Genomic DNA, 25,219 nt, shown 5'->3' with positions numbered 1-25,219 from the left:
CGGCTCAAAAGCCAGATCCTGTATAAATTCCAGTGTGCGATGACGCTTGTCATTGTGATCTCCGAAGTCCTGTTAGCGGGGAATTTTCAGTATTCCCGAACTGTCGGCTCGAAGTCAGAGTTAGGCGGATTCTCGGCTGACGACGCAGTCCGCAAGGTCCACCGAGCGGCTCCCGACCATGGTTGCCAGCCGCGATGCGAAGCCGGTTGGTGCAGAACCAGTCTCAAAGGCTTTCGACCATGCGACCGGCAAATGTCAGATGGTCCGCGCCGATCGAAGTGATCCTGATATGGCACCGCCCACCGTCGTCGGTCTCCAGCATCAGATCGCCTTGAAGGTCGGCAAGAGCCAATATGTTGGGGTCGCAGATGAGCTTGCCAGATCTCTCTTTCGACATGTCACAGACCATCTCCGCACGCTGTCCTGTCTTCGTGATTAGACGAGCCATGGCTGAAAATCCTGCTGCGCGAGGGCTGAAAGCCGCATGGGCATCGGAACGATGAGCTGCCAACTCCGGCAGGTCCCTACACGGCTCACTCGAGACTCCAATATGGCTACTGAAACCACGATCGATAGAGCGTCGTAAAACTAAAATCAACAATCTGCCTGAGAAAACAAAATAATAATCTATGATATCAGCGCTTTAAAGCGATTCTTGATAAGAAAAAATTGTATGAGAACAATTCTCGGCGTGAGTTTTAAAATAAATCTTACTTTATGTCTTGTTTCAGGCTGAATTTGTCCCATATCCACATCACGATCCCACGGCAATGAAATCGCTGATTGCGAGCGACGGGCGGCTGCCTGGAGCGCCTTACCGTGTCGTCAGAAATCTCTGACGCTTCAGGGGCGCACCTTAGGAAGGAAGCCGTCGTGACCAGTCGCACCACGCAGAATTCCGTCCGCTTTTCGCACCCGTTCCTGTTGCCCGGCTTCGAGGCGCCGCTGCCGGCCGGGGAATACCGGGTCGACTACGACGAAGAAACAATCGAGAGCACGTCCAGACTGGCTTGGCGACGTGTGGGCGGCTTCATTCATTTGCCGGCTATCGGAATGCCCGGATCCGTACATCAGATGGTTCGGATCGAGCCGGCCTATCTCGCTACGGCCCTCGAACGGGATCAGCAGCTGCCTTGATCGTCAGGCGCTGAAAGGCCGCGGGCCGGAACTCGCTGGCTCTTGCAAGGACAGGGGCCGGTGCCTTCGCCGATATCCAGGTCTTGCCGACCCGCCGCAGCGTCGTTCGACAATCCCGTCGAACCGTCGAAGCCCGGCGACTTTGGAGTTTGCCATGGCTCTTGAACTGGTTCGCTTGCAGGCCGTCCCAAAGCCTTGGGGCTCACGTGATCTCCAGCCCTGGAGTGGGGTCGATCATCATGGCGCCGCCATCGGCGAAATCTGGTTGCAGCGCCTCGATCCTGCTCTTGATCCCGCCTTGCTATTCAAGCTGCTGTTCACGAGCGAAGCTCTCTCGATCCAGGTGCATCCCGATGACGACGCTGCCCACGCGATGGGGCTTGCACGCGGCAAGACCGAAGCCTGGTACGTGCTCGCAGCCGAGCCCGGCGCCACGGTGGCAGTCGGCCTGAAGTCGTCACTCTCACGGGCACAGCTGCGAGCCGCAATCGAGGACGGTTCAATCTGTCAACGCCTGTCCTGGCGAACCGCTGTTGCGGGGGATGTCATCTTCGTACCGGCAGGGACTATACACGCGATCGGCCCGGGGCTCGTGCTCGCCGAGATTCAGCAGCGCAGCGACACGACCTTCCGCCTGTTCGATCACGGTCGCCAACGCGAGCTTCATATCGAGCCCGGTGTTGCTGTCGCCCATGTCGGACCAGCCGCAAGACAGGCGCCGACGCGGCGTTTGAGTGATGCCAGGACGCTGCTCCTGGCGACCGCGTTCTTCAGCTTCGAGCGCTTCGAGCTTGCGCCCCAGTCGCTATGGGAACTCCGCGCGCAGGCCGAGACTTGGCTGCTGGTAATCGCTGGAGAGGGCCGGATCGGGCCGTGGCGCGCGCAAATGGGCGAAGGCTGCTTCGTGCAGGCTGAGACCACGCATCTCGCCGCCGGGCGAACGGGCCTGACTTGCCTCGTCGCCTATGATGCCGCCTTGCCCAGCCATGACCTTCTTCGGCCGATTGCAGTCCGAAATACGAACACCCCAGCCCACAGCACGAGTCACCGGCCTCTACTGCCCGCCGCCGGGGCGAATACGCAGAGTCCAACCACAGAGGCACGAGCATGACCGCACTTCACCGGATCGCCTTCATCGGCAACTCATTGCCACGCCGCTGCGGCATCGCGACATTCACCGCCGATCTGCAGCAGGCGGTGGCCGCATCGGCCCCCGATCTGGTGACGTCGATCGTAGCGATGAACGATAGCGACGGTTACGACTATCCGAGTTCCGTCCGGTTCCAGATCCGCGATGACCGAATGGAGGACTATGCGCGCGCTGCCGACTTCCTGAACGAGAGCCGGTTCGACGTCGTCTCGCTGCAGCACGAATTCGGCATCTTCGGCGGCGAGGCGGGCGCGCATGTCGCCGGATTGCTGTCACGCCTGACGATGCCGGTCGTCACCACGCTTCATACCGTCCTGTCGAAGCCGAGCCAGGCGCAGCGCGGCGTCATGGAGCGCATCGTCGACGCCTCGTCCCGCGTCGTCGTCATGGCGGAGAAAGGGCGCGACATGCTGCGCACCATCTATCGGCTTCCCGCCGACAAGATCGAGGTGATCGCGCATGGCATCCCGGATTTTGCTTTCGTCGAGCCGGACGAGGCCAAGGCCAGGCTCGGCTTCGCCGGCCGCTCGGTGATCCTGACCTTCGGGTTGCTCTCGCCCAACAAGGGCATCGAGGTGATGATCGATGCGATGCCGTCGATCCTGAGACGCCGGCCCGACGCCATCTATGTCGTCCTGGGGGCCACCCACCCCCATCTCGTCCGCGAGCAGGGCGAAGCCTACCGCACCGGCCTGCAGAAGCGCGTCCACGAGCTCGGCATCGAGGATCATGTCGTCTTCCTCGACCAGTTCGTCGATCGCGAGACGCTGCTCGGCTTCATCGCGATGTGCGAGGTCTACGTGACGCCTTATCTCAACGAGGCGCAGATGACGTCGGGCACTCTGGCCTACAGCTTCGGGCTCGGAAAAGCGGTCGTCTCGACGCCGTATTGGCATGCCCAGGAACTGCTCGCCGATGGCCGAGGCGTGCTGGTGCCGTTCAGCGACGTCGTCGCGACCGGAAACGAGATCGCAGGATTGCTGACCGACACGACCAGGCGACAGGCCATGCGCCGGCGCGCCTATGCCAGCAGCCGCTCCATGACCTGGGAGCAGACCGCAAAGCGCTATCTCGCCACATTCGAGTCGGCGCGGCGTACCCGTTTGCTGAACGTGATTGCCGGGACAGCGCAGATAAGACCACCCCTTCAGCCATCCGCACCACCGGAGCTGCGGACGGACCATCTCCATTGCATGTGCGACGACACTGGCCTCTTCCAGCACGCCGTCCACTCTGTGCCGGACCGCGCGCATGGCTACTGCGTCGACGACAATGCCCGGGCGCTGCTTCTGTCCTGCCTTCTCGGCAGCGCCGGCGAGCAGCACCTGTCCGAGCCTCTGACAGCGCGGTTCGCCTCTTTCGTCCAGCATGCCTGGAATCCGCAGGCGCGGCGCTTCCGCAACTTCATGAGCTTCGATCGACGCTGGCTCGAGGAGGTTGGCTCGGAGGACAGCCATGGCCGGACGCTCTGGGCTCTCGGCGAATGCGCCCGCAGCGACACCAGCCCGTCACGGCGGCGCTGGGCCGCCGCGCTGTTCGCCGAGGCCCTGCCCACGGTCGAGAGCTTCAGCTCGCCCCGTGCCTGGGGATTCGCCCTGCTCGGCCTGGACGCCTACTGCACCGCGGTCGCGGCGCCGTCCTCCACCGTCCAGCTGCGCTCCCTGATGGCGGACCGTCTGCTCGCCCTCCTGTCGACGGTCGAGGCGCCGGACTGGGTCTGGTTCGAGGAAGGTCTCTCCTATGACAATGCCCGATTGCCGCAGGCCTTGATCGCCACCGGGCGTTCGATGCAGGTCCCCGCCTATGTCGAGGCCGGCCTGCGCTCGCTGCGCTGGCTGGTCGGGGTGCAGAGCACGCCTGCAGGGCTTTTCCGGCCGGTGGGCTCGGAGAGCTTCGGCGACAGGCTCAGCCCGCCGAAAGCGTTCGACCAGCAGCCCCTGGAGGCCACGGCGACCATCTCGGCCTGTCTTGCCGCCTGGCGCGCCGATGGCGACACGCAATGGCGGGCGGAGGCGATGCGCGCTTTCGCCTGGTTCATGGGAGACAATGATCTGTCGACCCCGCTGGTCGATCTGGAAACCGGCGCCTGCCGCGACGGCCTGCACCGTGACCGGCCCAATGAGAACCGCGGCGGCGAATCCGTGGTATCCTACCTCCTTAGCCTCGCCGAAATTCGCCAACTCTCCCGCATGACCGGGGACCGCCCGAAACTGGCGCCGCTTCGGGTCCTGCACGCCTGAGCCTTTGGCGATCCGCCCAAACTGAATTGAGGCCGCTTTGCCGCTAGCCACTTTCCTGAACCGGCAGGCCTTGCACCTGCACCCTGATCCCGCCCGGGTCGTGGTGCGCCGCTTCGGACCTTCGCCCGATCCACGCGACATGAACCCCCGGGACAAACTCCGGGCGAACCACATCGTCGCGCGTGTGATGGGAATTGGCCAAGCAGCGGCGGCCAGCCAACTCGCCGAGGTGTTGGAGAACTTCAACGGCCGGCACCGGAACCTGCTGGAACGCTTCGAGGCACGCGCCGACGAAATGGAGGAGGTATTCACGGCGCACGGCGAGTTCACCAGGACGCAACGCCAGCTGATCGGATCCTATTTCCTGCACGAGTATTCGTTCGAGGCGGCAGCCCTTTTCAATCCAAGCATCGTCTCGCATCCCGACCAGTCCGGCGCTCCGCCTGGTGGACGTCGCTTCATTCTAAGCGTGCGCGCCGTCGGCGAAGGGCATATCTCATCCCTGACCTTCCGCTCCGGCACGATCGCTGCCGACGGCAGTTTGAGCGTCGATCCGACCTCGCGCCTCGCGACGATTGCGACCTTCCGCAACCGGATGGTCCGTCTCGATGGCGACGACGTCGAAGTGGTCTTCGCCTCAGACGGCGACATCAGCGAGCGGGTGATCTTCCCGATCACGGCGTCGCAGTCGAACGGGATCGAGGATGCCCGCTTCGTCGAATTCGACGAGGACGGGCGAACCGTGTTCCGCGCGACCTACACGGCCTATGATGGCAGGGAGATACGCTCCGAGCTGATCGAGACCACCGATTTCCTGTCGTTCCGGATGTCGCCGCTGCGAGGCAGTGCGGCGGTGAACAAGGGTATGGCGCTGTTCCCTCGCAGGATCGACGGCCGCTACGCCATGATTGCGCGGCAGGACAACGAGAACCTCTATCTCGTCTATTCGGACGACTTGATGAACTGGGACGGCGGCGTCGCTATCCTGAGACCGCAATACCCCTGGGAGTTCATTCAGATCGGGACCTGCGGCTCGCCGATCGAGCTCGACGAGGGCTGGCTGCTGTTCACCCATGGCGTAGGACCGGTGCGACGCTATGCGATCGGCGCCGTTCTCCTCGATAAGCGTGACCCGTCGAAAGTGCTTGCGCGCTCACGCGAGCCCCTGGTCCGGCCGGCACCGTCCGAGCGCGAGGGCTACGTCCCCAACGTCGTCTACACCTGCGGGGCGATGCGCCATCGGGACCAGATCGTCCTGCCTTATGCGGTCTCCGATACCTACTGCAACTTTGCGACGATCAGGATCGAGGCACTGCTGCAGGCCCTGAGCCCCATCACCGCGGATGAGACGCACGATTTGCGGCAGGACGCCCCTCCCTGAAAGGAACATAAAAATGACCCAGCATGAATCAGTGACCCAACGCTCGATCGAGCCCGGGGACGTGGTCCGGCTTTCCTTCGGCTTCGCCGATCGATCCGGTGCCGGCGAGTATGAGGTTGTTCGGATCATGCCGACGCGCGCCAACGGCGAGCGCGAGTACCGCGTTCGCGGAGCCGACGGCCATGAACGGGCTATCGGGCATGATCAAATCGTTTCGGACAGCTTCGGGGCCGTGCTCAGCCCTGTCGGGCGACGAGCGCTACAGTATTGATTTCATTCCGCAAGCCGACACCCTCCGGAGAAGGCAGATGGTCAAAAACTCGAGATCCCGCGCGGCTGCAGAGGCCGCGTTCCTGAGGACACAAACCCAATCCTTGTCGCGCAATCGCGTAGTTTCTGAAACGGAGAGCATCAACCATGCGCGCGACGCCAACACAGCCCGCTTGAAAGCGCTGCGACTGCAGAAGGAAGCGGCCGAGCGTGCCGCTGCAGAATCAACGTCGCCTATGATCAAGCGCAATCGGATTGTTTGACTGGCGCTACGTCGATTTGGGAGCACGCGACCAAAAGACCATGGACTGGCTAAAGCCTGCACCTTGAGCCTGTGGGATCGCGGGCATCGACCGATGGAGTTCGCTTGGACATCGACGTCACACAAAATCCGAATGGAACGGACTGGTTGCTGACCGATCTGCTCGGTCGTGACATGGGCTATGTCGAGGACAGCGGGGCGGGCCAGTTTACGGTCCATCCGGCAGGCCACGCACTGAAAACAATGGAGAACATGCGGCGGGGCCCCTTCAACTCCCTCGATGAAGCGCTGGCCGAGATCGAACGCTTTACGCGGGGGACCTGCCGGCGATTGTGTGCAGATGAAAGATCTGGTCGGAGTGACTGAGCAAGGCCAATCGGCCCGGCTTGGCCGCGGATCAAACCGACCTCGCGCCAGCCCCCCTTACGCGTCGCTTGAGCGGCGTGCGATCCGGAAGGTCGATCAACGTTGCTTTTCGCGAAGCCTTGACCTGATCGGAGATCGGAAGCCCCGAAAGCGCTTCATCAATATGGCGCCCTGCCACCGAACGCGCCAGCCGCTGTTGCCGCTTCCTGACGATGTTGCTCGGCGCGTCTACGGGGAGCGACAGCTCCATGTCATGGTCTACGTGCGAGCCGTCCGCGGCCTCGGACTGATTGGCAGGCAGTGTCGGTGGAATGGTCCTCGAACTGATCATGACGAGCCAACCATTGCCCGAGTCGTTTTGTTCCGACCTGCGGCAATAGGCCCAGAGTCGGGCTCGTTCCGGGATAAGGGACGGGCGTTTCAAGTTCCTACCGCCGGCTCTCCTGCATCGAGCCGGCAGGGGGGGGCGCAGCAATGACCGCACCCTGGTGGCAGAGCGGCGTGATCTACCAGATCTATCCGCGCTCGTTCCAGGACAGCAACGGCGATGGGATCGGCGACCTCCCGGGTATCACGCGGCGGCTGGGCTATCTCGCCGAGCTCGGCGTCGATGCGATCTGGGTTGCGCCGATCTATCCCTCGCCGATGGCCGATTTCGGCTACGATGTTTCCGACTATTGCGACGTCGATCTGCGCTTCGGCACCCGCACCGATTTCGACGACTTGCTTGCGCAGGCCCATGCGCGTGGGCTCAAGGTCCTGCTCGATTTCGTGCCGAACCATACTTCCGACCAGCATCCCTGGTTTGTCGAAAGCCGCTCCTCGCGCCGCAATCCGAAAAGGGACTGGTATCTCTGGCGCGATCCGGCCCCCGGAGGCGGACCGCCCAATAATTGGATCAGCGATTTCGGCGGATCGGCCTGGGAATGGGACGAGGCCAGCGGACAGTACTACTACCATGCGTTCCTGAAGCAGCAGCCGGACCTGAACTGGCGCAACCCGGGCGTGCAGGCGGCAATGCACGGCATCATGCGCTTCTGGCTCGATCGCGGCGTCGATGGCTTCCGAATCGACGTGCTCTGGCACCTGATCAAGGCGGCCGATTTCCCGGACAATCCGCCGAACCCGGCCTACACATCGGCGCTCGGCGAGATGGATCGCCTGCTCCAGCTGCATTCGACCGACCAGCCCGAGGTCCATGACATCGCAGCCGGCCTGCGTGCCTGTGCGGATGAGTATCGGCGCGTGGGACAGGGCGAACGCCTGCTGATCGGGGAAATCTATCTGCCGGTCGAGCGGTTGATGCGCTATTACGGCGAGGGTCGGCCCGGTGTGCATCTGCCCGGTAATTTCCAGTTGATCGCGGCGCCCAGGCAGGCACGGGCGCTGGCCGCGCTCATCGCCGCCTACGAGGCGGCTCTGCCGCCCGGCGCGTGGCCGAACTGGGTGCTCGGCAATCATGACCGCCCGCGCGTCGCGACCAGGCTTGGGGAAAACCAGGCGCGGGTGGCTGCGATGTTGCTACTGACCCTGCGCGGCACGCCTACCCTCTATTACGGCGACGAACTCGGCCTGAGCGATGTGCCGATCCCGGCCGATCGGGTCCAGGATCCGCGCGAGCTGCGCCAGTACGGCAAAGGCCTGGGGCGCGATCCGGTCCGCACGCCGATGCCTTGGGACGACAGCGCGCATGCCGGCTTCAGCACCGCGCCCCCCTGGCTGCCGCTCAACGCCGACTGGCCAGCCCGGAACGTGGAGCGCCAATCGGCCGAGCCTGGCTCGATGCTGGCGCTGCATCGCCGATTGCTCGCAGCTCGGCGCACCCACCCTGCACTGACCATCGGTGATTTCGCGCTGCTCGATGCCGAGGGCGACATACTCGCCTACGAGCGTCGGCATGGTGCAGAGCGGCTGATCGTGGCGCTCAATCTCGGGGCGCAGCCGCAGCGCCTGGAGTTGCCGGACTGGGCGCATGATTGCCGCTCCCTTCTGTCCACGCTTGCTGATCTGACGCCCGTGCGGGACGGCGCTTTGCTCCTGCGGCCGAACGAGGGCGTGATCCTGACGCTCGTCGACTGATCAGAGGTAGGAACGAACGGATGCGTATCGCTATGCTGGCGCCGATCTCCTGGCGCACGCCGCCGCGCCATTATGGCCCCTGGGAGCTGGTGACGAGCCTGCTGACCGAGGCGTTGGTGGCACGCGGCGTCGACGTCACCCTCTTCGCCACACAGGATAGCCGCACGGCCGGGACCTTGGCCGGCATCTGCCCGGCGCCATATTCCGAAGACCCGACGATCGACGCCAAGGTTTGGGAGCTGCTGCACGTTGCGCATGTTTTCGAGCGCGCCGGCGAGTTCGACCTGATCCACAACCAGGCCGATTTCGTGCCGCTCGCCTTCTCGCGCCTGGTCGAGACACCCCTGGTGACGACGATCCACGGCTTCTCCTCGGAGCGCATCCTGCCGACCTTCAAGGCCTATGAGGACCGGGTCCACTATGTCGCGATCAGCGCCGCCGACCGGCATCGCGATCTACGCTATGCTGCGACGATCCATCACGGCATCCAGATCGAGGAATTCCCGTTCGATCCGGTCGGGAGCGACGACCTGCTCTTCTTCGGCCGCATCCACCCCGACAAGGGCGCGGCCGAAGCGATCGCCGCCGCGCGCGCAGCCGGGCGGCGGCTGGTCATGGCCGGCATCGTCCAGGACCGCGGTTACCACGAAGCGCAGGTCGCCCCCGCGCTCGAAAGCGAGAGCGTGGTCTATCTCGGGCCAGTTGGCGGCGCCGCTCGCACGCATGCGCTCGGCTCGGCCAAGGCGCTGCTGCACCTGATCAACTTTGAGGAACCGTTCGGCTTGTCGGTCATCGAGGCGTTGGCCTGCGGCACGCCCGTCATCGCCTTCCGCCGCGGCTCGATGCCTGAACTGATCGAACACGGCGTGACCGGCTTCCTGGTCGATAGCATTGAGGAAGCAGTGGCTGCGATTGGCCGTCTCTCCGAGATCGAGCGCGCCGCCTGCCGGGCAGCTGTCGCAGCGCGCTTCACCGTAGACCACATGGCCGATCGCTATCTCGAACTGTATCGCTCCATCCTGGGATGAACCACATGCGCTCCCGGCCGACGGAAGCGCACGGGTCCTGAGGGATCGCCGCGAAGAAACAACGTGCGCTTTCCCCAGCCCTGGCCTAGGCTGCAACCCTGCTTCGACATGACTTGCCTGGATCCCTCCCCAGGTAGCCGCAGCAGCTAGCCGGCCGCGCTGCACCGAGCACTTGCTCGCTTCTCCTGAATGACATCCGCGCCTGCAATCTCGCATGCGTATTTCGATGGGCGACTGCCTGCGAGACGCCCAGCTCCGGCCGGTACGACCCGAGAGATCGCGACCCGCAATCTCCGAACGAGGACGAGAACGGCATGTCAAAAGGCGAACGACGTGGGAACCGCGAGGCCAAGAAGCCAAAGCAGGACAAGCCGAAGCTTGCAGCTCCCGCCCCCAATAGTCTTGCCGCAGCAGTCGTGAAGGCCGCAGTCTCGAAGAGGAATTAGCGCTCTGAGCTCTTGGGCGGCAGTCCCTTGGGACCGAGTTCATGCGAGCGTCAGCCAACCACAGGACAGTCATGATCCGTTTCAGGACGATCGAGCCGAAGCCGGCTGCAAACACCAATAAGCCGACAATCGCCCCGACAGCCGCACCTTCCCCATCCACGCCAGCTGTTGGTGCCGCAAAGGCCACGCCGCAGCGGCCAGAAGACCGCGAGAAGCCTGTCGGCCGGCCGCTAAGGGCGAATCCCGAGTCAGACTAGAAGTCGGAAGCCGTCAGGCGATGGTAGCTCTTGCGCTTGCGGGAATAGGCTGCCCCGGCGGCCTCCCGGATGGTAGCGAGATGCCCATCGTACGCCCGCAGCATCGACGCTTCGCCCGGGCCAGCCGAAGAGTCGATGCTGCGCAACGCTGCGAGCTCGACCTCAAATGCGATCTCCAGGGCAGAATCAGAGCCCCAGAAGCATATGCAGTCCCGCGTGGTGTCATATCGTCGGATTGGATTGGGGAATTGGAGGCTCATCGGATCATCCTCGAGGATTGGCCAGTTCAGGCGTATCGTGGGTCCGCTGGGGCAGTTGTCGCGCGACGCTGAGAAGGCGCGCCGCGCGGCAAGACGCAGGTTGGGGTGCCCGCAACGGGCGACCGAAAGATCTCAGCTTTTTGTAGTGCCGAGGGCTACCGCACAGGCCTTGGCCACATCAGAATCGGGCGAGGAGCTGCCGGGCATCGTCGCCCACCCTCCTTTTGCGATGAAATCACCCTGTTGCCAGGAGCTGATTTTCTTGAACTCGGCGAGCTGCTCGGTCGCATTGGCCTGCTGCTGGAACTTCGCCACGCAGATCGGCGAGAGAGCTGCCACAAGGGCCGTGCTCGAACGCGTCCTGGCCTCTCGCTCCGCCGTGCTCTGTGTCACCCAGCCGCCCCAGGTAAAACCGATGATCGCAAGGGCAATAGCGCCGCCGACGGCGCCCCAGGCGGCCGGCTTCAGTTCTGCTGCAATTTTCATGATGTCGGACTTTCCGAACCGGAAGAAAATCTCCCGTAAAGCATCATATCACGTTTTGCGTGCGATAGATCGTCATTCAATTTGATTCGTTTTCGTTTATTTAAGAGCTATCTGAGATTCAGAAAATGCAGATCTCGAACAGCGAAGATCCTATATTTTCTTCGTTGTTAGCTGTCGGTTCGGTGCTTGGTATCTTAGGCTCGTAGCGGGCAGCAGGCCGGTCAGATCGAGTTGCCGGGCCGCGTAATGAATGGACAACTCGCCAGCTCCATTCGCATAGGACGGAAGTAAATTGCGCTGCCGAGCGAATGCGTGAGACCGACGGTCCTTACGGTGCTACAGATTGAGTCTCTGTTGCTTTGACCCGCATCGGGCGATGGAGGAGCCGGGGGTGGTGGCGTTGCCATCTTCGGCTCGGCTCTCTGGCTCCATGTCGTTGGTCGGGGCGTTCAGCCGCCGGCCGGTGAAGCATAACCACAGCGAGTGTGCTCAAGCCGCCCGAATGCCCAGTTTCAGTCGGTGCGGCTTTGTCTTCGCCGGCAGGGTTGATGGAACGATCAGCGAATTGGTCCCGCGCTAATCGCGTGACAGTACCGCAGCCGAAGTTGCTATCGCCCTCTCATCTAGACTGAATATTCTTGCTTGGTTCAATCGAACCCAAACGAGAAGATATAGCAGCTGCATTGAAAAGCGCCCTGAATGGGCCTCTTGCCAGCCTGAGAGCGGGGCACCTCCATCAAACGCAAAGAGCCGGTGTTGCCCGTTGAGCGGTGCTTCACTGAAAATTCGCGGAAGTCGACGTCCGCCACAGCGGCCAACGCCAACTCCGGCTCACTGCCAATCGCCAAAATGAACTGCCCTAAACCGGACGCTCCGAACGTCAGGAAAGGGCCACAAACGCCCGCCGCTCGTGGGCGAGATGCGCCAGAAGCGGGCATTGCGAGGCTGCCTGAAAGCAGACGTGGTTGAAGCGGCCCCTCATCTAAGATCAAGCGCAGCCTATATCGCCGTAGCCGAGAACATGCATGATGGCCTGCTTGGTCAACGGGCCACCAACGATCGCGCGCAATGATCGCGCAGAAAGCATCGTGTGAAACTCAGAATCGGCTACGAGCTCGACTACGATTTTCCGCAACCGACACCCGTCATCCTGATGCTGAACGTGCATTTCAGCCGGGTATCGGACCTTGCCGAACCTGATCATATCCGCATCCAGCCTTCGGTCCCCATCAGTGCCTACCGGGACAGCTTCGGCAACTGGTGCACTCGCCTGCTGGCACCACAGGGGCTGATGCGGATCACCGCAGACGCAATCATCTCCGATAGCGGCCTGCCCGAAAGCCATGACCTCAATGCCGGCCAAGTTCCCGTTGAACAGTTGCCGGAGGAAAGTCTCGTGTTCCTGCTGGCGAGTAGGTTCTGCGACAGTGATCGCCTGCTCGATCTCGCCTGGCAGCTCTTCGGCAAAACCCGGCCCGGTGCGGCGCGGGTCCAGGCGATCTGCGATTTCGTCAACCAGCGCGTCGCCTTCAATTACAACGATGCCAGCGTTACCCGCACGGCGACCGACGCATATCGTGAAGGCCGCGGCGTCTGCCGGGATTACGCCCATCTCGCCATCGCGTTCTGCCGGGCGATGAATATCCCGGCGCGCTACTGCACCTGCTATCTCGGCGATGTCGGTACGCCGCCGCCTTATCCGCCCGGCGATTTCGCGGCGTCCTTCGAGGCCTATCTCGAAGGCGGCTGGCAGATGTTCGATCCGCGCAACAACGTGCCGCGCATTGGCCGCGTGCTAATCGCGCGTGGACGTGACGCGGCCGATGTCGCTATTGCCACCACATTCGGACCGAACACGCTGACAGGGTTCAAGGTCTGGGCCGACGAGGTGGTGGAGGGGGCGACGTAGACGGCCGCAATCAGAGCTGTCTTGGAGGCGACACCTCCGGGCATTGAGCTGCCGGCCGCAAGCAGACCCAAACAGAGCTCAGCGAATAGTGCTGTCGGCGGCCGATTGGGCACGGCAAGCATGTAGCGGGGATGAGCGCGCCGCCGCCTAGGTCCTGCTCATGCCTGAATCTTCGCTGCGGGCGGGATCGATCCGACTAGCCACTGGTTGAGTAAGATGCAGCTCGCGCCCGGTTCCGCTCCCGATCCCTATATTCTCCTTTTAACTGGAGCGGGGTTTCTCATCGCCCTGGTCGTCTGGCTGCCCTTGGCCCTGCGGCGGCTGCCATTGTCTTTACCGATCGTCTGTCTTGTCTTGGGAGCAGCGATCTTTTCGCTTCCTTGGATCACTCTCGACCCGCTTCCCATGCGCTACCCCAAGATCACCGAGCGGCTCTCTGAGATGGTGGTCATCATTGCGCTGATGGGTGCCGGCTTGAAGCTAAACCGGGTTTTCGACTTTAGGACATGGACGGTAACCTGGCGGCTGCTCGCCATCACCATGCCGTTGAGCATCGCGGCTATCGCGCTCGTCGCAGGTTGGTGGCTCCACCTGTCATGGCCGCTGGCGCTGTTGCTCGGAGCAGTCCTCGCACCGACCGATCCCGTTCTGGCCGCTGACGTTCAGGTGGGGCCGCCGAGCTCCAGTGAAGAGGACGAGGTGCGCTTCGGATTAACCTCAGAGGCCGGCCTGAACGACGGCTTCGCCTTCCCTTTTGTTCATCTCGCCATTGCGCTCTCGTTTGCGGCCTCGACGGGAAAGCCGTGGCTGTCAGAATGGCTCACCTACAACGTATTCTGGGAGATCGGCGCCGGTGTCGCGGCTGGCTATGCTGTTGGGCGAGCGTTCGGCTGGTTGACCTTCCATGCTCCTGCCAAGACGAAGTTCGCACGAACTGGCGACGGGCTCATTGCGATCTCTGCGACGTTCGTTTCGTACGGGCTGACCGAGCTAATCCATTGTTACGGCTTTCTCGCCGTCTTTGTCACCGCGTTGACCTTCCGCCACGCCGACAGGGGCCACAATTTTCAGCTCGCTATGCACGAGTTGACGGAGCAGGTCGAACGCATGGCGATGATGGGGCTCCTACTGCTGCTGGGCGGCGCCTTGATTAGCGGATTGCTGGCTCCACTTGGATGGAGCGAGGTTGCGACCGCGCTAGTCATCCTCCTCGTCGTTCGCCCGGTGACGGGCCTGATCGGGCTGCTGGGCCACAAAGCGACTAGGACCGAGAAGGCTACGCTCGCCTTCTTCGGGATCCGCGGGGTTGGCTCGATTTACTATCTCGCCTACGGCCTGAACCGGATCGGGGAGGTCGAGCACAGCGATCGGCTCTGGGCGCTTGTCGGGCTCATCATCCTCATGTCAGTCGTAATGCACGGCGTGACCGTCACGCCATTTATGCGACTGCTCGACCGACGCCATGGTCGGGATCCGGATGCCGAGTAAGCGTTGGCGTAGGGCTGCCAACACCTCCTGGTTATGCGCTGCGGCCAGCGTATCGTGCAATCTGGATTAGGACGACGCTTCGGTCGACCAAGCAGGCACGAACTCTGCTCCGGCGGCAGGCCGATGCCGCGGGGCCGCATGCTTCGCCGCAGAAACGGATGACGGCGAATGCAGCCGAAAGCTACGGGCATCACGGCAGCTGGCGCAACATAAGTCCGGATGCCGGCTCACACCGAGCCGAAGGGGTTTGGCGTGAGATGGCAAGACTTGCCTCCGTTAGCCGATACGAGATGGCTAGTCGGAAGCGCTGTCGCCCGGCGCTGCTGTGGGCCGGGCGGCGACGGGATGGATATCCGGCTATGCCAATGAGGTGGGCGTCGAGTTACGGCAACTGCCTAGCATCAACCAACGTAATAATTATCCCCGGCCATACTGATCCATGGGCTGGGTGAGGCACCGCGCATCCCGAACTACGACAGAGGATGAAGAACCATGAAATTCTACCTGAAACTGGCCGGCGCCACTGTGGTCGGGGCCCTAGCGCTGCCCACTGTCGCTGCCGTCGCGCAGGTTCCAAAAGAGACTGTTCGATCTCTTGGCGCGCCCGATACGGCACAGACGCGCATCGGCACACTGGAGTTCAAGGACGGTGCACCGACCGCCGAAACGGCTCGCAAAGTATATGACACGCTCGATTTCACCCGTGCGCTCAACGTCTACAATAACAGCTTCCGAGGAGCCTCGGCGCTGGCGATTGTCAAGGGCTTTGAAAGCCTCGGCGTCAAGCCAGGCGATGTCGCCATCTTTTCTGAGCTCATGGATTCGAGCTCGCTGTTCCTGACGGCGAATGCGGACGGCATCAGCAGTGCGGGATTGGCCGTCGAGCAAGGTGATTTCACCGAATACATCGCCGCCGCCCAGGAGGTTGATCGTCATCTGCTGGCCGAGATCATCCACTGTCCCGATACGGATCAGCCCCCGTCGAATGGCATAAAGCCCGTCACCCGGAGCGCCCTTGAGAAACAGGACCTCCCGCGCGGCCAGATGCCGTTGCCTGCAGACTGCCGCGATCTTCTCGAGCGCGTCACCTTCGAATCCCGCAAAGAACGGATTCGCACTCAGAATACTGACGGCGCGATGAGAGGCATCGCTCATCGGAGCCCCCTGGATTTGGACCGAACGACGGCAGCTTTCGCGCTCCAGCACATCGACCAAAAGGCTGGCACGGAGCAGAAGCCAAGGCGGCAGGCCATCTCATCTGTTTGCGACCACAAGCGGCCGAGCGCAAACAGAATAGACCATGCCGAATGGCTCGGTCGGCCACAACATACTCCTGCGACCATCAGCTCTCGAGCCGCTACGCGAGACCATGTAAAGACATGCCCGCTTCCAGTGCACATGACTCGCGTAGCCTGGAAGCCTCCCCCATGACGGGCGCGGGCGCCAACAACGCGATCTCGCCAATTGTTGGAGGCTTAACGCGACGCCCGAAAGCAGAAATCATCAGAGTCCGCAAAGGGCCAGGAGCCGGCATTGCGTACGCGTGAACTCGTCTCAGCACAGAGCGAACTCGTCTCTATGACTTAACCGCTAAGCCATTCGGAAAATCCAGAATCGGCCTTCAGAGACAATGGCCCTGATGGCCGCACGCTGAGCCGCTCGACGCTCATTCGTAGGGACTTTCTGCGGGTGCGATAAGCGACAAGCCACGCCAACTGCGCGCTTATTCGTCGTCACTGGAAAATTACCGGTTACCCGGAGAATGGCTGGTGCTGCGAGAGAGGATTGAACTCCCCTATGCTCCCGCAATACAATTGAAATATAAGGAATTTTTGGGCGCTGCCATTGGTGTTGTGTACCACCAATGTGTACGTGCTGTCGCTGGCCATGTCAACGAACTGGACGTTCAGAACGACCGGCACCACCTCCCCCGACACCAACTCACGAGGTGGTTGTCAGCATTCCGGGGCATTCACTGCGGCAGCCTCTACTGCGTCCTCTTCGTCGGAAAGAACGGGCACCGGCCCGTTCCTCTATCCCATTGCCCAAGCCGCCAGAAGAGAGCACCTCAACAATTTAGCGGTTATCAGAGGCCTTCCGCTTCATTAGTTTTCAAGTTGATTCTAATAACATTTTGCCAAGATATCACGCCATATCGACAAACGGTTATTTGTGCGAATCTATTGTCACCTTCGACCATAATTGTTCTAGCTATAACTTGAACATCCATGCTGGGGTTGCAGGCCGATGATCCACCTGAGGCTGGCTTCTGCGCCGTTTGATTTTGCTTTGGCTTTTCTGCTTTCACCGCGACGCAGGATTTCCCGTTCCACTTCTGCCCAGTGCCGCAGCCGATTGGACAGACTGCCTGCGTTTTTCCACGAACACTCTCAAGCGCGTCCAAGCTGGCGTACTTGCCTTCGAGCCTGGTCCGCGCGTGTCGATTGAACGACCGAACTGCGTTTTCGGACGATCTGTTCCAGTCACCATCAACTCGGCCGGCATAGCACCCCACCCGCTTGAGTTCGCCTTGCAGAAGCTTTGCGAGCCCCTCAGCGGAAGGAGGGGCCGGGGCGGGAGTCGGCACGGGAACTGGCGGTCGCTGGTAGGCATTTGGATCCAGCCTAGCGAGATGGGTTCTCACCGCATCAGCAAAGCGCCCATTGGGATGGGAACCAAGATAGAAGTGGGACGGCGCCGCATCACGTGAAGTGAGGGCTCTTTGGAAAGATTGCTGCTCTTGCGCGGCCTGCAACAGGCGCGAGAACAGCGGCTGGTCCGGAAAATCTGCGACGGCCTTCGCACAGGCTTGCAGACCAGCCCCAATATCCCGTCCGATGATGTCCGCCGCCGCCGCATTCGCGTTGATGAGATCCTCGCAGGTGCTCTGCCTTACCTGCTCACGCACACCAGAAGGCGGATGAAAATAGAACTCTCCCAAAAGCTGATCGTAGTAGCTCGGGGTCTGGTTGTGCCCTTGCCAGACAGGGCAGCTTGCCTGACGTCAACCCGCAGCCTCTGGACCATCGGGCGTATTTCAAGCCCGTCTTCGTCAAGAAGCTGAAGAAGCCTGCGCGTGAACAGGCCGTTCGGGTTCGTGTCCGCGGCGCCGAGGTTGTCGAGAGCCTGCTCGCCCACACCCGCGGCGAAGATGACAAACGTACCTCTCGGGGGATCGACCCGGCCGAGGCCTCGCGTCGATCCCAGCGATTTGGTGCCCTGCGCGCTCGCGACACGGAACGGATTGTCGCGACATGCATCTAGGATCACCAATGTGACGCGCGCCGAGCGTCCCTCGATGTCGAGCAGCAGCTCGGTGAGATGGATCCCCTCCGTCCTGAGCATGCGGTCCTGGTCCGGGGAGAGGGCCGGAATGTCGACCGGGAGCAAATAGTTCGAGCCATTCAGCTCCACGCCATGCCCGGAATAGTAGACCAGTGTCTCCATGCCCGGCTCGATCCGAGCGAGGAACGTCGCTATCGCGTCATTCATCCCGCGGCGATCGAGGTCAGCAGCATACTGAACTTCATACCCAAGCGACCGCAGCTTCGCCGCAATAGCCGCTGCATCGCTCGCCGGATTGCGGAGTGCTGACACGTGCTTGTAGGCGGCGTTACCAATCACCAGGGCGAGGCGCTTACCTCCCGGTTGCTGCGCCGAGGCAGGTGCCATCATGACGGCCAGCACCAAGGCTATAGCAATGGCGGCGACGTAAGCGATCCGCCGCGACCAGCGATTGGTCGTAGCATGCTGCATCAAGTCCATCGCGCCCGCCCCATAGTGATCACCAAGTCACTGTTTGCTGCAAAGTCAGACGGCTGGAAAGCGCCAGAAGTGCCCCAAGAAGGTGCTAGCCACGAGATCGTTCTCCGACACCCCGCACCGACGGGCGACAAGGCTGACCGTGACGCCCGCCTCGTGCGTCTGCGCCACCATCTCCAGCTTCTCCGAAACAGACCACCGGCGACGCCGCTCGGGGCCGGTCAGAACCTCAACCTTCGGATAAGAACCAGTCATGGCCACAACATTACTCCCAACCCTTATTTCAAGGGTGAGACATGTCCGGGGAATTCGGGGGCCGCTTCAGAAAGTCTGCGTTACATCTAGAAGGCCATCACCCCGCAGGGTGATGGCAGCCATTCAAGCACGAGGCAGATTGAAGGACGGCGGCGAATTCTGAGACACGATCAGGCGAATGAGGACGGCAGCACTGATTGCGACTTTTATCGGCGCGCTTCTGCCCGTGAAGGCATCCTCCGAAGACCGTCCCTGGGCGACCCGGGGTTTCGTTGACGACTGCCGGGCCTACATCGGCATGATGCAGCCGGAGCCGGTTGGCCCGATCACCTACGACACCGTATTCGGCTCGGGCTTCTGCTACGGCGTCGTGGAAGGCATCGTTGCAACGATCAGTAGCGACTTCGCATGCATCCCCTCCGGCAAGTCGACACGTGATCACATAGTCACGCTCATGAAGTTCGTCGACCGTTATCGCGAAGCCATGAATTTGGATCAATCCAGTGCGGCATCGGTCGTCGTTCAGGCTGTGGCGGTCGAGTATCCCTGCGGCGTCGCGAATAAAAACTGAAAGGTGAGGCTAAATGAAAATTTCTCCGTCGACGTTCGTAATCCCTGCGGCTGTAGCAGTTTTATTGGTTTCCATGGCGTCCGAAACACGGTCGCAACCAGCCTACAGGCATCGAGGGACTGACGGATACCAAGGGCCGACCTATACGGACAATTGCAGGCGCAAGGTGGAATACAAGCTATCCAGAGCGCTGGAACATTGCCGGAGAAGCATGGATAGCCAATGCAGAAGCAAGGCTATTCGATACCACAGAGACCAGAACGAAGCCTGCGAATGATAAATTCTATCGTATAGAGGCAAATGAGAGATTGGGGATTCGCATGATAAGAACACATTATCGGATATTGCCTTTCTGTGCAGCAGCAGGTCTTTCTATTTTTGCGTCAGGCTGTAACATGACAGCTCAGGAAGCTCATGCAATCGGATCGTTTCTGCAAGCCGTAGCTGAAATTGACAGCGACGATGCTCCATCGACGTCGATCTATATCGATGGCCCTTCAAGCCAGCCGGCACCAACGATTTACAACCATCAAGCCGCGGTAAGGCCAACCGTGCATGCCCCCGCCCCCAACTATGCCGCCCGCTATTACGGTCTCGGCAATATCAATGGCGGCGGCCAAGCGTCGAGAGGTATTGAGTGCGATCGAAATGCTCCCGCAGATCGACCAAAGGAGTGCTTTACGAAGCAACCGGGGGACTAAACAGCTCTCAGGATTAAGTCATCGGAAGCGATGCCTGACACTGCGATGCCATAATGCGAAGCCGTACGGGCACAAGTCGGGACCGGATGGAACGATCTCTCACCGAATCCGGATCGCGATCAGCGATCCGGAGCCAGTGAGCGCGGCCCCGTCCCGCGCTTCGACGGCCATCCCGTGAGCTTCCCCGGAACACGATGTCCTTCCCTGGCGGCCTTGGCGGCGACGCCCTGCGGCGCGCCAACGTCCCATGCAGCGACACGGATGTCGCTGAACCTCCTGTTCCAGGCGGAACCAGTCATACGTCGCCGTTCCCTAGCCATAGCCTTCGGGGCGCATGAAATCCGTATAAAGCGGAACGCGCTCCAATTCCTCGTCGGTAAAGAGATCATGGTCGGTAACGAACCCGACGCCGCCATGCGCCAGCAAGCCCGCCATGCGGTCATTCCGGTTCATCCAGCCCTGCTCCATGAAGCGCTGGAAGACTGGCGAGAATTCTTTGCAAGCCACCCAGTTGGTGCCTCGGCTGGGGTGAGCGAAGAGGAGCCCTCCGGTGCAGCCGGCAATCTGCGCCAGCCGCGCGATCGCCGTAGCCCATACCTCCGGCCCCGCGGCGGCCTCGTAGAGCATCGCCGAACTCATTCGCATCCAGCATTAAAAAAAGGCTCCAAGTCGCCTGTCGCTGATGCGACACCGTAACAAATTCATCAATTGTCACCCTGTGGGGTGATGCGTGCGGAAATGATCTGACGGTAATCGGAGCGTTGGTTTCGATCGCGCCGGAAACGGAGAGAACAATGACTGCCGCTTATCATTTTCAGAGATCGAACCGCCAATATTCGCAGGAGGCGGTGGACGCCTTCGAAAACCTCGACAGTCGTGTTCGGGCTGTTTTCGACGAAGTCCAAAACTGGCGCGGATGGCGTCTTATCAACGACCCCAACACACCGAAGGAACATATCCTTTCCTTCGTGGCCGAGATGTATCGTGCGGTCTGCTGGTACCAGCCCCATACGACTGAGGCTGCCTTTCATATGATCGGTCGACTTCCGAAGGCCGAAGTCAAGTTGATGCAGGTGTTGGCGGCGCACAAGGCGGAGGAAGCCGAGCACGGACTATGGGCTCGCGACGACCTCGGAAAGCTCGGGTCAGCCGTCGAGGATGCGGAATCGCCAACGTCGTTCGCCGTAGCTGCGGTTTGGTGGCGAATTGCGCAGCACGAGGAGGCGCTCGGGTACCTGGGAGCAGAGTACCTGTACGAACAACTGACTGCACTCGCCACACAGGCCGCGTTACCGATCATCTCCGACAGGGACCTTCCGAGGGATGGACTGCGCTTCGTCATCGAGCATGCGACCGAAGATGCGAAGCACGCCACCTTCTTGAAGCATCAGATTCTCGATGTCGTCACACGACACCCTAGTTCAGTCGCGGCGATGCAGCGGTGCTTCGACTATTTCCACTCGGTCTGGCCGCTGCCTGTTTGGGAAGAGGCTCTACTGCGGAGCGAACAGAAATGGCCGCGTATCGTTTAGGTATGCAGGCTGTGCAGACCAACGGATTCGAACCTGCTCGAACTCGATGCTGCGCGTCCTCGAAATGGCGGGTCGACGAGAGATTGATCGGCCCCTCGGCGGTCAAGGTCGCCGGCCCGCCCGAACTCGAGACCATCGGTCGGCTGCGCCACCGAAGATATGTCGTGGATCAAGGGCAGCCGTACCAAACCGCCAATGGCGATTGCCTGATTGATCCTATCGATGACCAATCCCTCAATCTGTTCATGACGGCCAGCCGAGGGATTTCCTTCGCCCTGCGGATGTCTTGGTGGCACGACATTGGGGAGGCCGACTATTTGAATGTACTCAAGAGTGGGATCGGGGACCTCATCGGCGACACCAATCCGATCGTTTGCAGCAGGTTCGTGACTGACACCCTCGATCTGGCCAAGACAGTCATCTTGTTTCGCCGAGCCTACCAGATCGGTGTGATATCGGGAGCAAAGCTGTCAGTCTTGTCGACGCACGAGCATCGTGTGCCTCTCTTCGAACGGTTCGGCTACCGGAGAACTGGTAAGACTATCGACGACGGCATTGCAGGCCCCCAGGCCGTTCTGATGCTTGATATGTACGACTCGAAGTATCTCACTTCGATAAAATCGCCACTCGCACATTGTTTGCACGAAATCCGGATAGACTAGTCGGCCTGCCCGTTCCTAGTTGGACGATTAGCGCCAACAACTCCCGTTGAGTGGAGTGCGCCCCCGCGGGTAGACAGGATCAGGCTGCGGATTTGACCGTGAGCCGGGCGTGTTGATCCTCGAACTGCTGCGGGCTGAGATAACCGAGCGCGGAGTGCAGCCGGCGTCGGCGCGGCCCGTCCCGAAGGCGATCAGCGGGAGTGGCTGCCTGCCTCAGAGCACCCAGGCGTCTGGATCGGCTGGGTGCGAGGTAACGACGGCGAGTGGGCGTGGCCGGCGGTGGATGTTGAGATCAGCCCATCGAACGGTCATTCTCTGTAGCTTGAGCACCTGCCGCTGAGGTTATCTTCTCGGACGCAAACTTTGAGTATAATCGGTCCGCAATTTGTCGACCCATTATACTCAGATTCCCCGGCATCGAGATATTGGAGACCGACGACCCCATGGCACTGTCGATACCAGACCATCAAGTCTGCATTGCAGGTATTGACCAACCTATTTCCGCGCTTCGTGACACATTGAAAAGGAGTCAAGGCTTGCAAGCTAGAGGACAGTATCATGGATGCGGCAATAGTGGCGGCAACAGCTACCATTTTGACAGGTTTCATCTCAGTCTCCAAAAATCACGCCGGAGGATCACTATCTAGGATCTGGCGCATTTCCCTCATCACCCCAGGGGGTGAGAACGGGTGCTTTTTCGAAGAGGAGTGAGTGGGCGGATCGCCGCGTTCGGCGTCCGGTTGACGAATTGACGTAGTTAAAGCATCAGCGAATAGCGGCTTGGGGCGGTCTTGAATGCTGGATGCGAATGAGTTCGGCGATGCAGTGGCGATGCTTTACGAGTCCGCCGCCGTGCCCGAGGTATGGCCTGCTGCGATCGCGCGGCTGGCCCAAATCGCCGGATGTACTGGCGGACTCTTGTTCGCCCATTCCGATCTCGGCACCAACTGGGTCACTTGCAAGGAATTTGGTCCGGTTTTCGAGCGCTTCATGGAGCAGGGCTGGATGAACCGGAATGCCCGCATGGCGGGCCTGCTAGCGCATGGCGGCAATGGATTCATTACCGACCACGACATTTTTTCTGATGAAGATCTGGAAACGGCTCCGATGTACACGGACTTCCTTCGACCGGAGGGCTATGGCTGGGGGACCGCCACCCACGTCCGGGCATCGTCCGGTGAGAATATCGTGTTCACGCTGGAGCGCAAGCTCGATCTGGGCCCCGTTTCTCGGCGTGAGGTGGAGGTACTGGACGGAATTCGCCCCCACCTGGCCAGAGCCGCAGTTCTGGCTTCGAAGCTCCAAATGCAGCGTGCGCAGGCCAGTCTGGCTTCCTTTGAGCGGTCCGGATCTCCAGCCGCTCTGATAGATGCCAAGGGGGGCGTTTCGGCGACCAATTCGAGATTTGAGACGCTGTTCGGGCAGGTTATCATCCGCGCGCGGGACAAGATCGCACTCGATGACGATCGCGCGAATGATCTCCTGTCGAAGGCGCTTGGAGAGCTGGCTCAGGATCGGTTGGGAGACACACGGTCGATCGCTGTGCCTCGGAAGGACAACAACCCTCCGTTCATCATCCACGTATTGCCGATCCGGCGGCAGGCATTGGACATCTTCTCGCGGGCGCAGGCGATGCTCGTCGTCACCACCTCGGATCGGAACCTCCGGATCGAGAGCTCGCTTCTCTGCGAACTCTATGATCTCACCCGAACGGAGGCTGCCGTCGCGAATGGAATGCTCTCGGGACAGACGGCTGATGAGATCGCGGTCTCGCGTAGCGTTAGTCGCGAGACCGTCCGTAGTCAGATCAAGAACGTGTTGGCGAAAACGGGGTGCCGTTCGCAGGTGGATTTCGTTCGCAGGCTGGCACCGCTTTCAGAATGATGGGGTCCCGGTTCAGGTCTGGGCGCCCGGAAATCAGCCTGTCGCTTCCTAAAATGGGTCCGTTTTGGGTCGCCCATATTGCCGAGCGTAATCCTTGCACCCATTGACGTCGCTGTTTAGCGCACACGCTTCAACCGAGAGGAGTCCGCGAGCGGGCTCGGTCGCTCGAAGGGCAACCTCTATTTCATGGGTACCCGCATTATACCGTGTCCATTCTACTGGCTTGGAGCAATACCTGAATAAGTTCATCCATTCATCATGGCTGGCTCTATCCGTGAGGAGGATGTATAGGGCGCCGGTAATTTCCAAGCTTCCTGGTCTGTTTTTCTTTTTGCACAATTCCTCTGCCGCATCGTGCAAGGTGGTTTGATCGAGTTTCCGAAATTCTGAAATCAAATGGTCTTTTGAAAATGGAGTGTCTCGCCGAGCAGTTTCCTTATGTTTTTTCGATATTGTATTACGGATAATGTTGTAAAGCCCATCTATTACGCTCGATTTTAGTTTAACTCCGTCTCTTTCGTCGAATATCTGAACAAGAACTCTAATCAATTTGTCATCATTCGAAAAATAAAGGTAATGCTTATAGTATAAATTCCTCAGGTTTGGGATCTTATCGCCCATATTTTCATCAACAAAGAAGGAATTTCTGTAACTTGACTCCTTATGCGGCATAAGACGGTGCCTGGCTTCGATGCTGCTCCGCGTTTCACCAAGGTTGAAACCGAAAAAGCCACCTTCTCCGCTGCCGGTCTGGGCGAGAGCAACTTGCGCTGCAAACATGCCGACAAGCACCATCAGCGCCCCAAGGACTGCGCGCATTACTCTAGCTCCGTGGTCTTCGACACTTGACTGGGTGACGTGCAAATCCGTTGCAGGCAATCTATCGTCGCCATCCACAGGTGTTCCATGAACATGTTGCATTTGAATATGTGGTCGATGTTCGTGTAGGCGCTGGCGCATTGTAAATTGATGGTGTCGGCGCAGAACTCGGTCCATCGATATAGATTGAGGTCGAAGGTGTTTCGTCGCTTTCAAACGCAGCCACCGTCTGAATGGCTGCGCTAATAATCTGAGCGTCACGTGCCGACATGTT

The 25,219-nt window shown here is 60.7% G+C and carries 23 protein-coding genes and 1 pseudogene; 15 read left to right on the top strand and 9 right to left on the bottom strand.

What is annotated here, in order from left to right:
• Positions 1–223: 223 nt before the first annotated feature.
• On the bottom strand, positions 224–397 hold the full coding sequence (locus AC3RCC_RS23540) for a hypothetical protein (protein WP_492256778.1): 174 nt from the start codon (positions 395–397) through the stop codon (positions 224–226).
• A gap of 476 nt (positions 398–873) precedes the next feature.
• Here AC3RCC_RS23540 and AC3RCC_RS23535 point away from each other — a divergent pair, with 476 nt between their 5' ends.
• The 9 genes from AC3RCC_RS23535 to AC3RCC_RS23495 all read left to right on the top strand — a co-directional run bounded on the left by AC3RCC_RS23535 (position 874) and on the right by AC3RCC_RS23495 (position 9,913).
• On the top strand, positions 874–1,137 hold the full coding sequence (locus tag AC3RCC_RS23535; protein ID WP_492256777.1) for a hypothetical protein: 264 nt from the start codon (positions 874–876) through the stop codon (positions 1,135–1,137).
• Between the two features lie 154 nt (positions 1,138–1,291).
• Positions 1,292–2,248 (top strand): class I mannose-6-phosphate isomerase, encoded by a 957-nt coding sequence (locus AC3RCC_RS23530; protein ID WP_492256776.1) that lies wholly within the window; start codon positions 1,292–1,294, stop codon positions 2,246–2,248.
• Complete coding sequence (locus tag AC3RCC_RS23525) at positions 2,245–4,527, top strand: glycosyltransferase family 4 protein (protein WP_492256775.1); 2,283 nt, start codon at positions 2,245–2,247, stop codon at positions 4,525–4,527. Before AC3RCC_RS23530 ends, AC3RCC_RS23525 begins: the two co-directional genes overlap by 4 nt.
• Positions 4,528–4,564: 37 nt before the next feature.
• A complete protein-coding gene (locus tag AC3RCC_RS23520) occupies positions 4,565–5,908 on the top strand; it encodes a glycoside hydrolase family 130 protein (protein ID WP_492256774.1) in 1,344 nt (447 codons plus the stop codon).
• Between the two features lie 13 nt (positions 5,909–5,921).
• Entirely contained in the window at positions 5,922–6,179 is a 258-nt protein-coding gene (locus AC3RCC_RS23515; protein ID WP_316019753.1) for a hypothetical protein, read from the top strand.
• 37 nt (positions 6,180–6,216) lie between these two features.
• On the top strand, positions 6,217–6,441 hold the full coding sequence (locus tag AC3RCC_RS23510; protein ID WP_492256773.1) for a hypothetical protein: 225 nt from the start codon (positions 6,217–6,219) through the stop codon (positions 6,439–6,441).
• 104 nt (positions 6,442–6,545) lie between these two features.
• The gene (locus AC3RCC_RS23505) at positions 6,546–6,806 is read left to right on the top strand and encodes a hypothetical protein (protein WP_492256772.1); all 261 of its coding nucleotides are present in this window, start codon (positions 6,546–6,548) and stop codon (positions 6,804–6,806) included.
• Positions 6,807–7,280: 474 nt separating this feature from the next.
• On the top strand, positions 7,281–8,885 hold the full coding sequence (locus AC3RCC_RS23500) for an alpha-amylase family glycosyl hydrolase (protein WP_492256771.1): 1,605 nt from the start codon (positions 7,281–7,283) through the stop codon (positions 8,883–8,885).
• Positions 8,886–8,905: 20 nt separating this feature from the next.
• Positions 8,906–9,913, top strand: coding sequence for a glycosyltransferase family 4 protein (locus tag AC3RCC_RS23495; RefSeq protein ID WP_492256770.1), 1,008 nt, complete (start codon positions 8,906–8,908; stop codon positions 9,911–9,913).
• Positions 9,914–10,612: 699 nt separating this feature from the next.
• Here AC3RCC_RS23495 and AC3RCC_RS23490 read toward each other — a convergent pair.
• Entirely contained in the window at positions 10,613–10,876 is a 264-nt protein-coding gene (locus AC3RCC_RS23490) for a DUF1488 family protein (protein ID WP_316019748.1), read from the bottom strand.
• 132 nt (positions 10,877–11,008) lie between these two features.
• Positions 11,009–11,362 (bottom strand): hypothetical protein, encoded by a 354-nt coding sequence (locus AC3RCC_RS23485; protein WP_316019747.1) that lies wholly within the window; start codon positions 11,360–11,362, stop codon positions 11,009–11,011.
• A 1,090-nt stretch (positions 11,363–12,452) separates the two neighbouring features.
• Between AC3RCC_RS23485 and AC3RCC_RS23480 the strand changes: the two genes are divergently transcribed.
• Both AC3RCC_RS23480 and AC3RCC_RS23475 read left to right on the top strand, forming a co-directional pair.
• Positions 12,453–13,271, top strand: a complete 819-nt coding sequence (locus AC3RCC_RS23480; RefSeq protein ID WP_492256769.1) for a transglutaminase-like domain-containing protein — start codon at positions 12,453–12,455, stop codon at positions 13,269–13,271.
• Positions 13,272–13,487: 216 nt separating this feature from the next.
• Positions 13,488–14,759 carry a cation:proton antiporter gene (locus tag AC3RCC_RS23475; RefSeq protein WP_492256768.1) on the top strand — a complete coding sequence of 424 codons (1,272 nt, stop codon included), beginning with the start codon at positions 13,488–13,490 and terminating at the stop codon, positions 14,757–14,759.
• Between the two features lie 537 nt (positions 14,760–15,296).
• Here the strand turns inward: AC3RCC_RS23475 and AC3RCC_RS23470 are convergent.
• From AC3RCC_RS23470 to AC3RCC_RS23455, 4 genes and pseudogenes are all read right to left on the bottom strand, one after another.
• Positions 15,297–15,914, bottom strand: coding sequence for a cyclic nucleotide-binding domain-containing protein (locus AC3RCC_RS23470; protein ID WP_492256767.1), 618 nt, complete (start codon positions 15,912–15,914; stop codon positions 15,297–15,299).
• Positions 15,915–16,845: 931 nt separating this feature from the next.
• The gene (locus AC3RCC_RS23465) at positions 16,846–17,700 is read right to left on the bottom strand and encodes a peptidoglycan-binding domain-containing protein (RefSeq protein WP_492256766.1); all 855 of its coding nucleotides are present in this window, start codon (positions 17,698–17,700) and stop codon (positions 16,846–16,848) included.
• Positions 17,652–18,524, bottom strand: coding sequence for a caspase family protein (locus AC3RCC_RS23460; protein ID WP_492256765.1), 873 nt, complete (start codon positions 18,522–18,524; stop codon positions 17,652–17,654). The genes AC3RCC_RS23465 and AC3RCC_RS23460 overlap by 49 nt, the downstream gene beginning before the upstream one ends.
• Positions 18,525–18,617: 93 nt before the next feature.
• Positions 18,618–18,776: pseudogene (locus AC3RCC_RS23455) on the bottom strand (transposase); the annotation flags it as partial.
• 178 nt (positions 18,777–18,954) lie between these two features.
• On the opposite strand from AC3RCC_RS23455, the gene AC3RCC_RS23450 reads away from it, so the two are divergent.
• The gene (locus tag AC3RCC_RS23450; RefSeq protein ID WP_492256764.1) at positions 18,955–19,347 is read left to right on the top strand and encodes a Rap1a/Tai family immunity protein; all 393 of its coding nucleotides are present in this window, start codon (positions 18,955–18,957) and stop codon (positions 19,345–19,347) included.
• A 1,013-nt stretch (positions 19,348–20,360) separates the two neighbouring features.
• Here the strand turns inward: AC3RCC_RS23450 and AC3RCC_RS23445 are convergent.
• Positions 20,361–20,675, bottom strand: coding sequence for a hypothetical protein (locus AC3RCC_RS23445; RefSeq protein ID WP_492256763.1), 315 nt, complete (start codon positions 20,673–20,675; stop codon positions 20,361–20,363).
• Positions 20,676–20,842: 167 nt separating this feature from the next.
• Between AC3RCC_RS23445 and AC3RCC_RS23440 the strand changes: the two genes are divergently transcribed.
• The 3 genes from AC3RCC_RS23440 to AC3RCC_RS23430 all read left to right on the top strand — a co-directional run bounded on the left by AC3RCC_RS23440 (position 20,843) and on the right by AC3RCC_RS23430 (position 24,126).
• Positions 20,843–21,580 carry an iron-containing redox enzyme family protein gene (locus AC3RCC_RS23440; RefSeq protein ID WP_492256762.1) on the top strand — a complete coding sequence of 246 codons (738 nt, stop codon included), beginning with the start codon at positions 20,843–20,845 and terminating at the stop codon, positions 21,578–21,580.
• Entirely contained in the window at positions 21,562–22,242 is a 681-nt protein-coding gene (locus AC3RCC_RS23435; RefSeq protein ID WP_492256761.1) for a hypothetical protein, read from the top strand. Before AC3RCC_RS23440 ends, AC3RCC_RS23435 begins: the two co-directional genes overlap by 19 nt.
• A gap of 795 nt (positions 22,243–23,037) precedes the next feature.
• The gene (locus AC3RCC_RS23430) at positions 23,038–24,126 is read left to right on the top strand and encodes a helix-turn-helix transcriptional regulator (RefSeq protein ID WP_492256760.1); all 1,089 of its coding nucleotides are present in this window, start codon (positions 23,038–23,040) and stop codon (positions 24,124–24,126) included.
• Between the two features lie 48 nt (positions 24,127–24,174).
• Here AC3RCC_RS23430 and AC3RCC_RS23425 read toward each other — a convergent pair whose 3' ends face one another.
• Positions 24,175–24,945, bottom strand: coding sequence for a hypothetical protein (locus AC3RCC_RS23425; RefSeq protein WP_492256759.1), 771 nt, complete (start codon positions 24,943–24,945; stop codon positions 24,175–24,177).
• Positions 24,946–25,219 lie beyond the last annotated feature (274 nt).

The sequence above is a fragment of the Allobosea sp. GW823-FHT01F03 genome (assembly GCF_058798075.1).
This window is presented reverse-complemented; position numbering and strand designations above follow the sequence as displayed.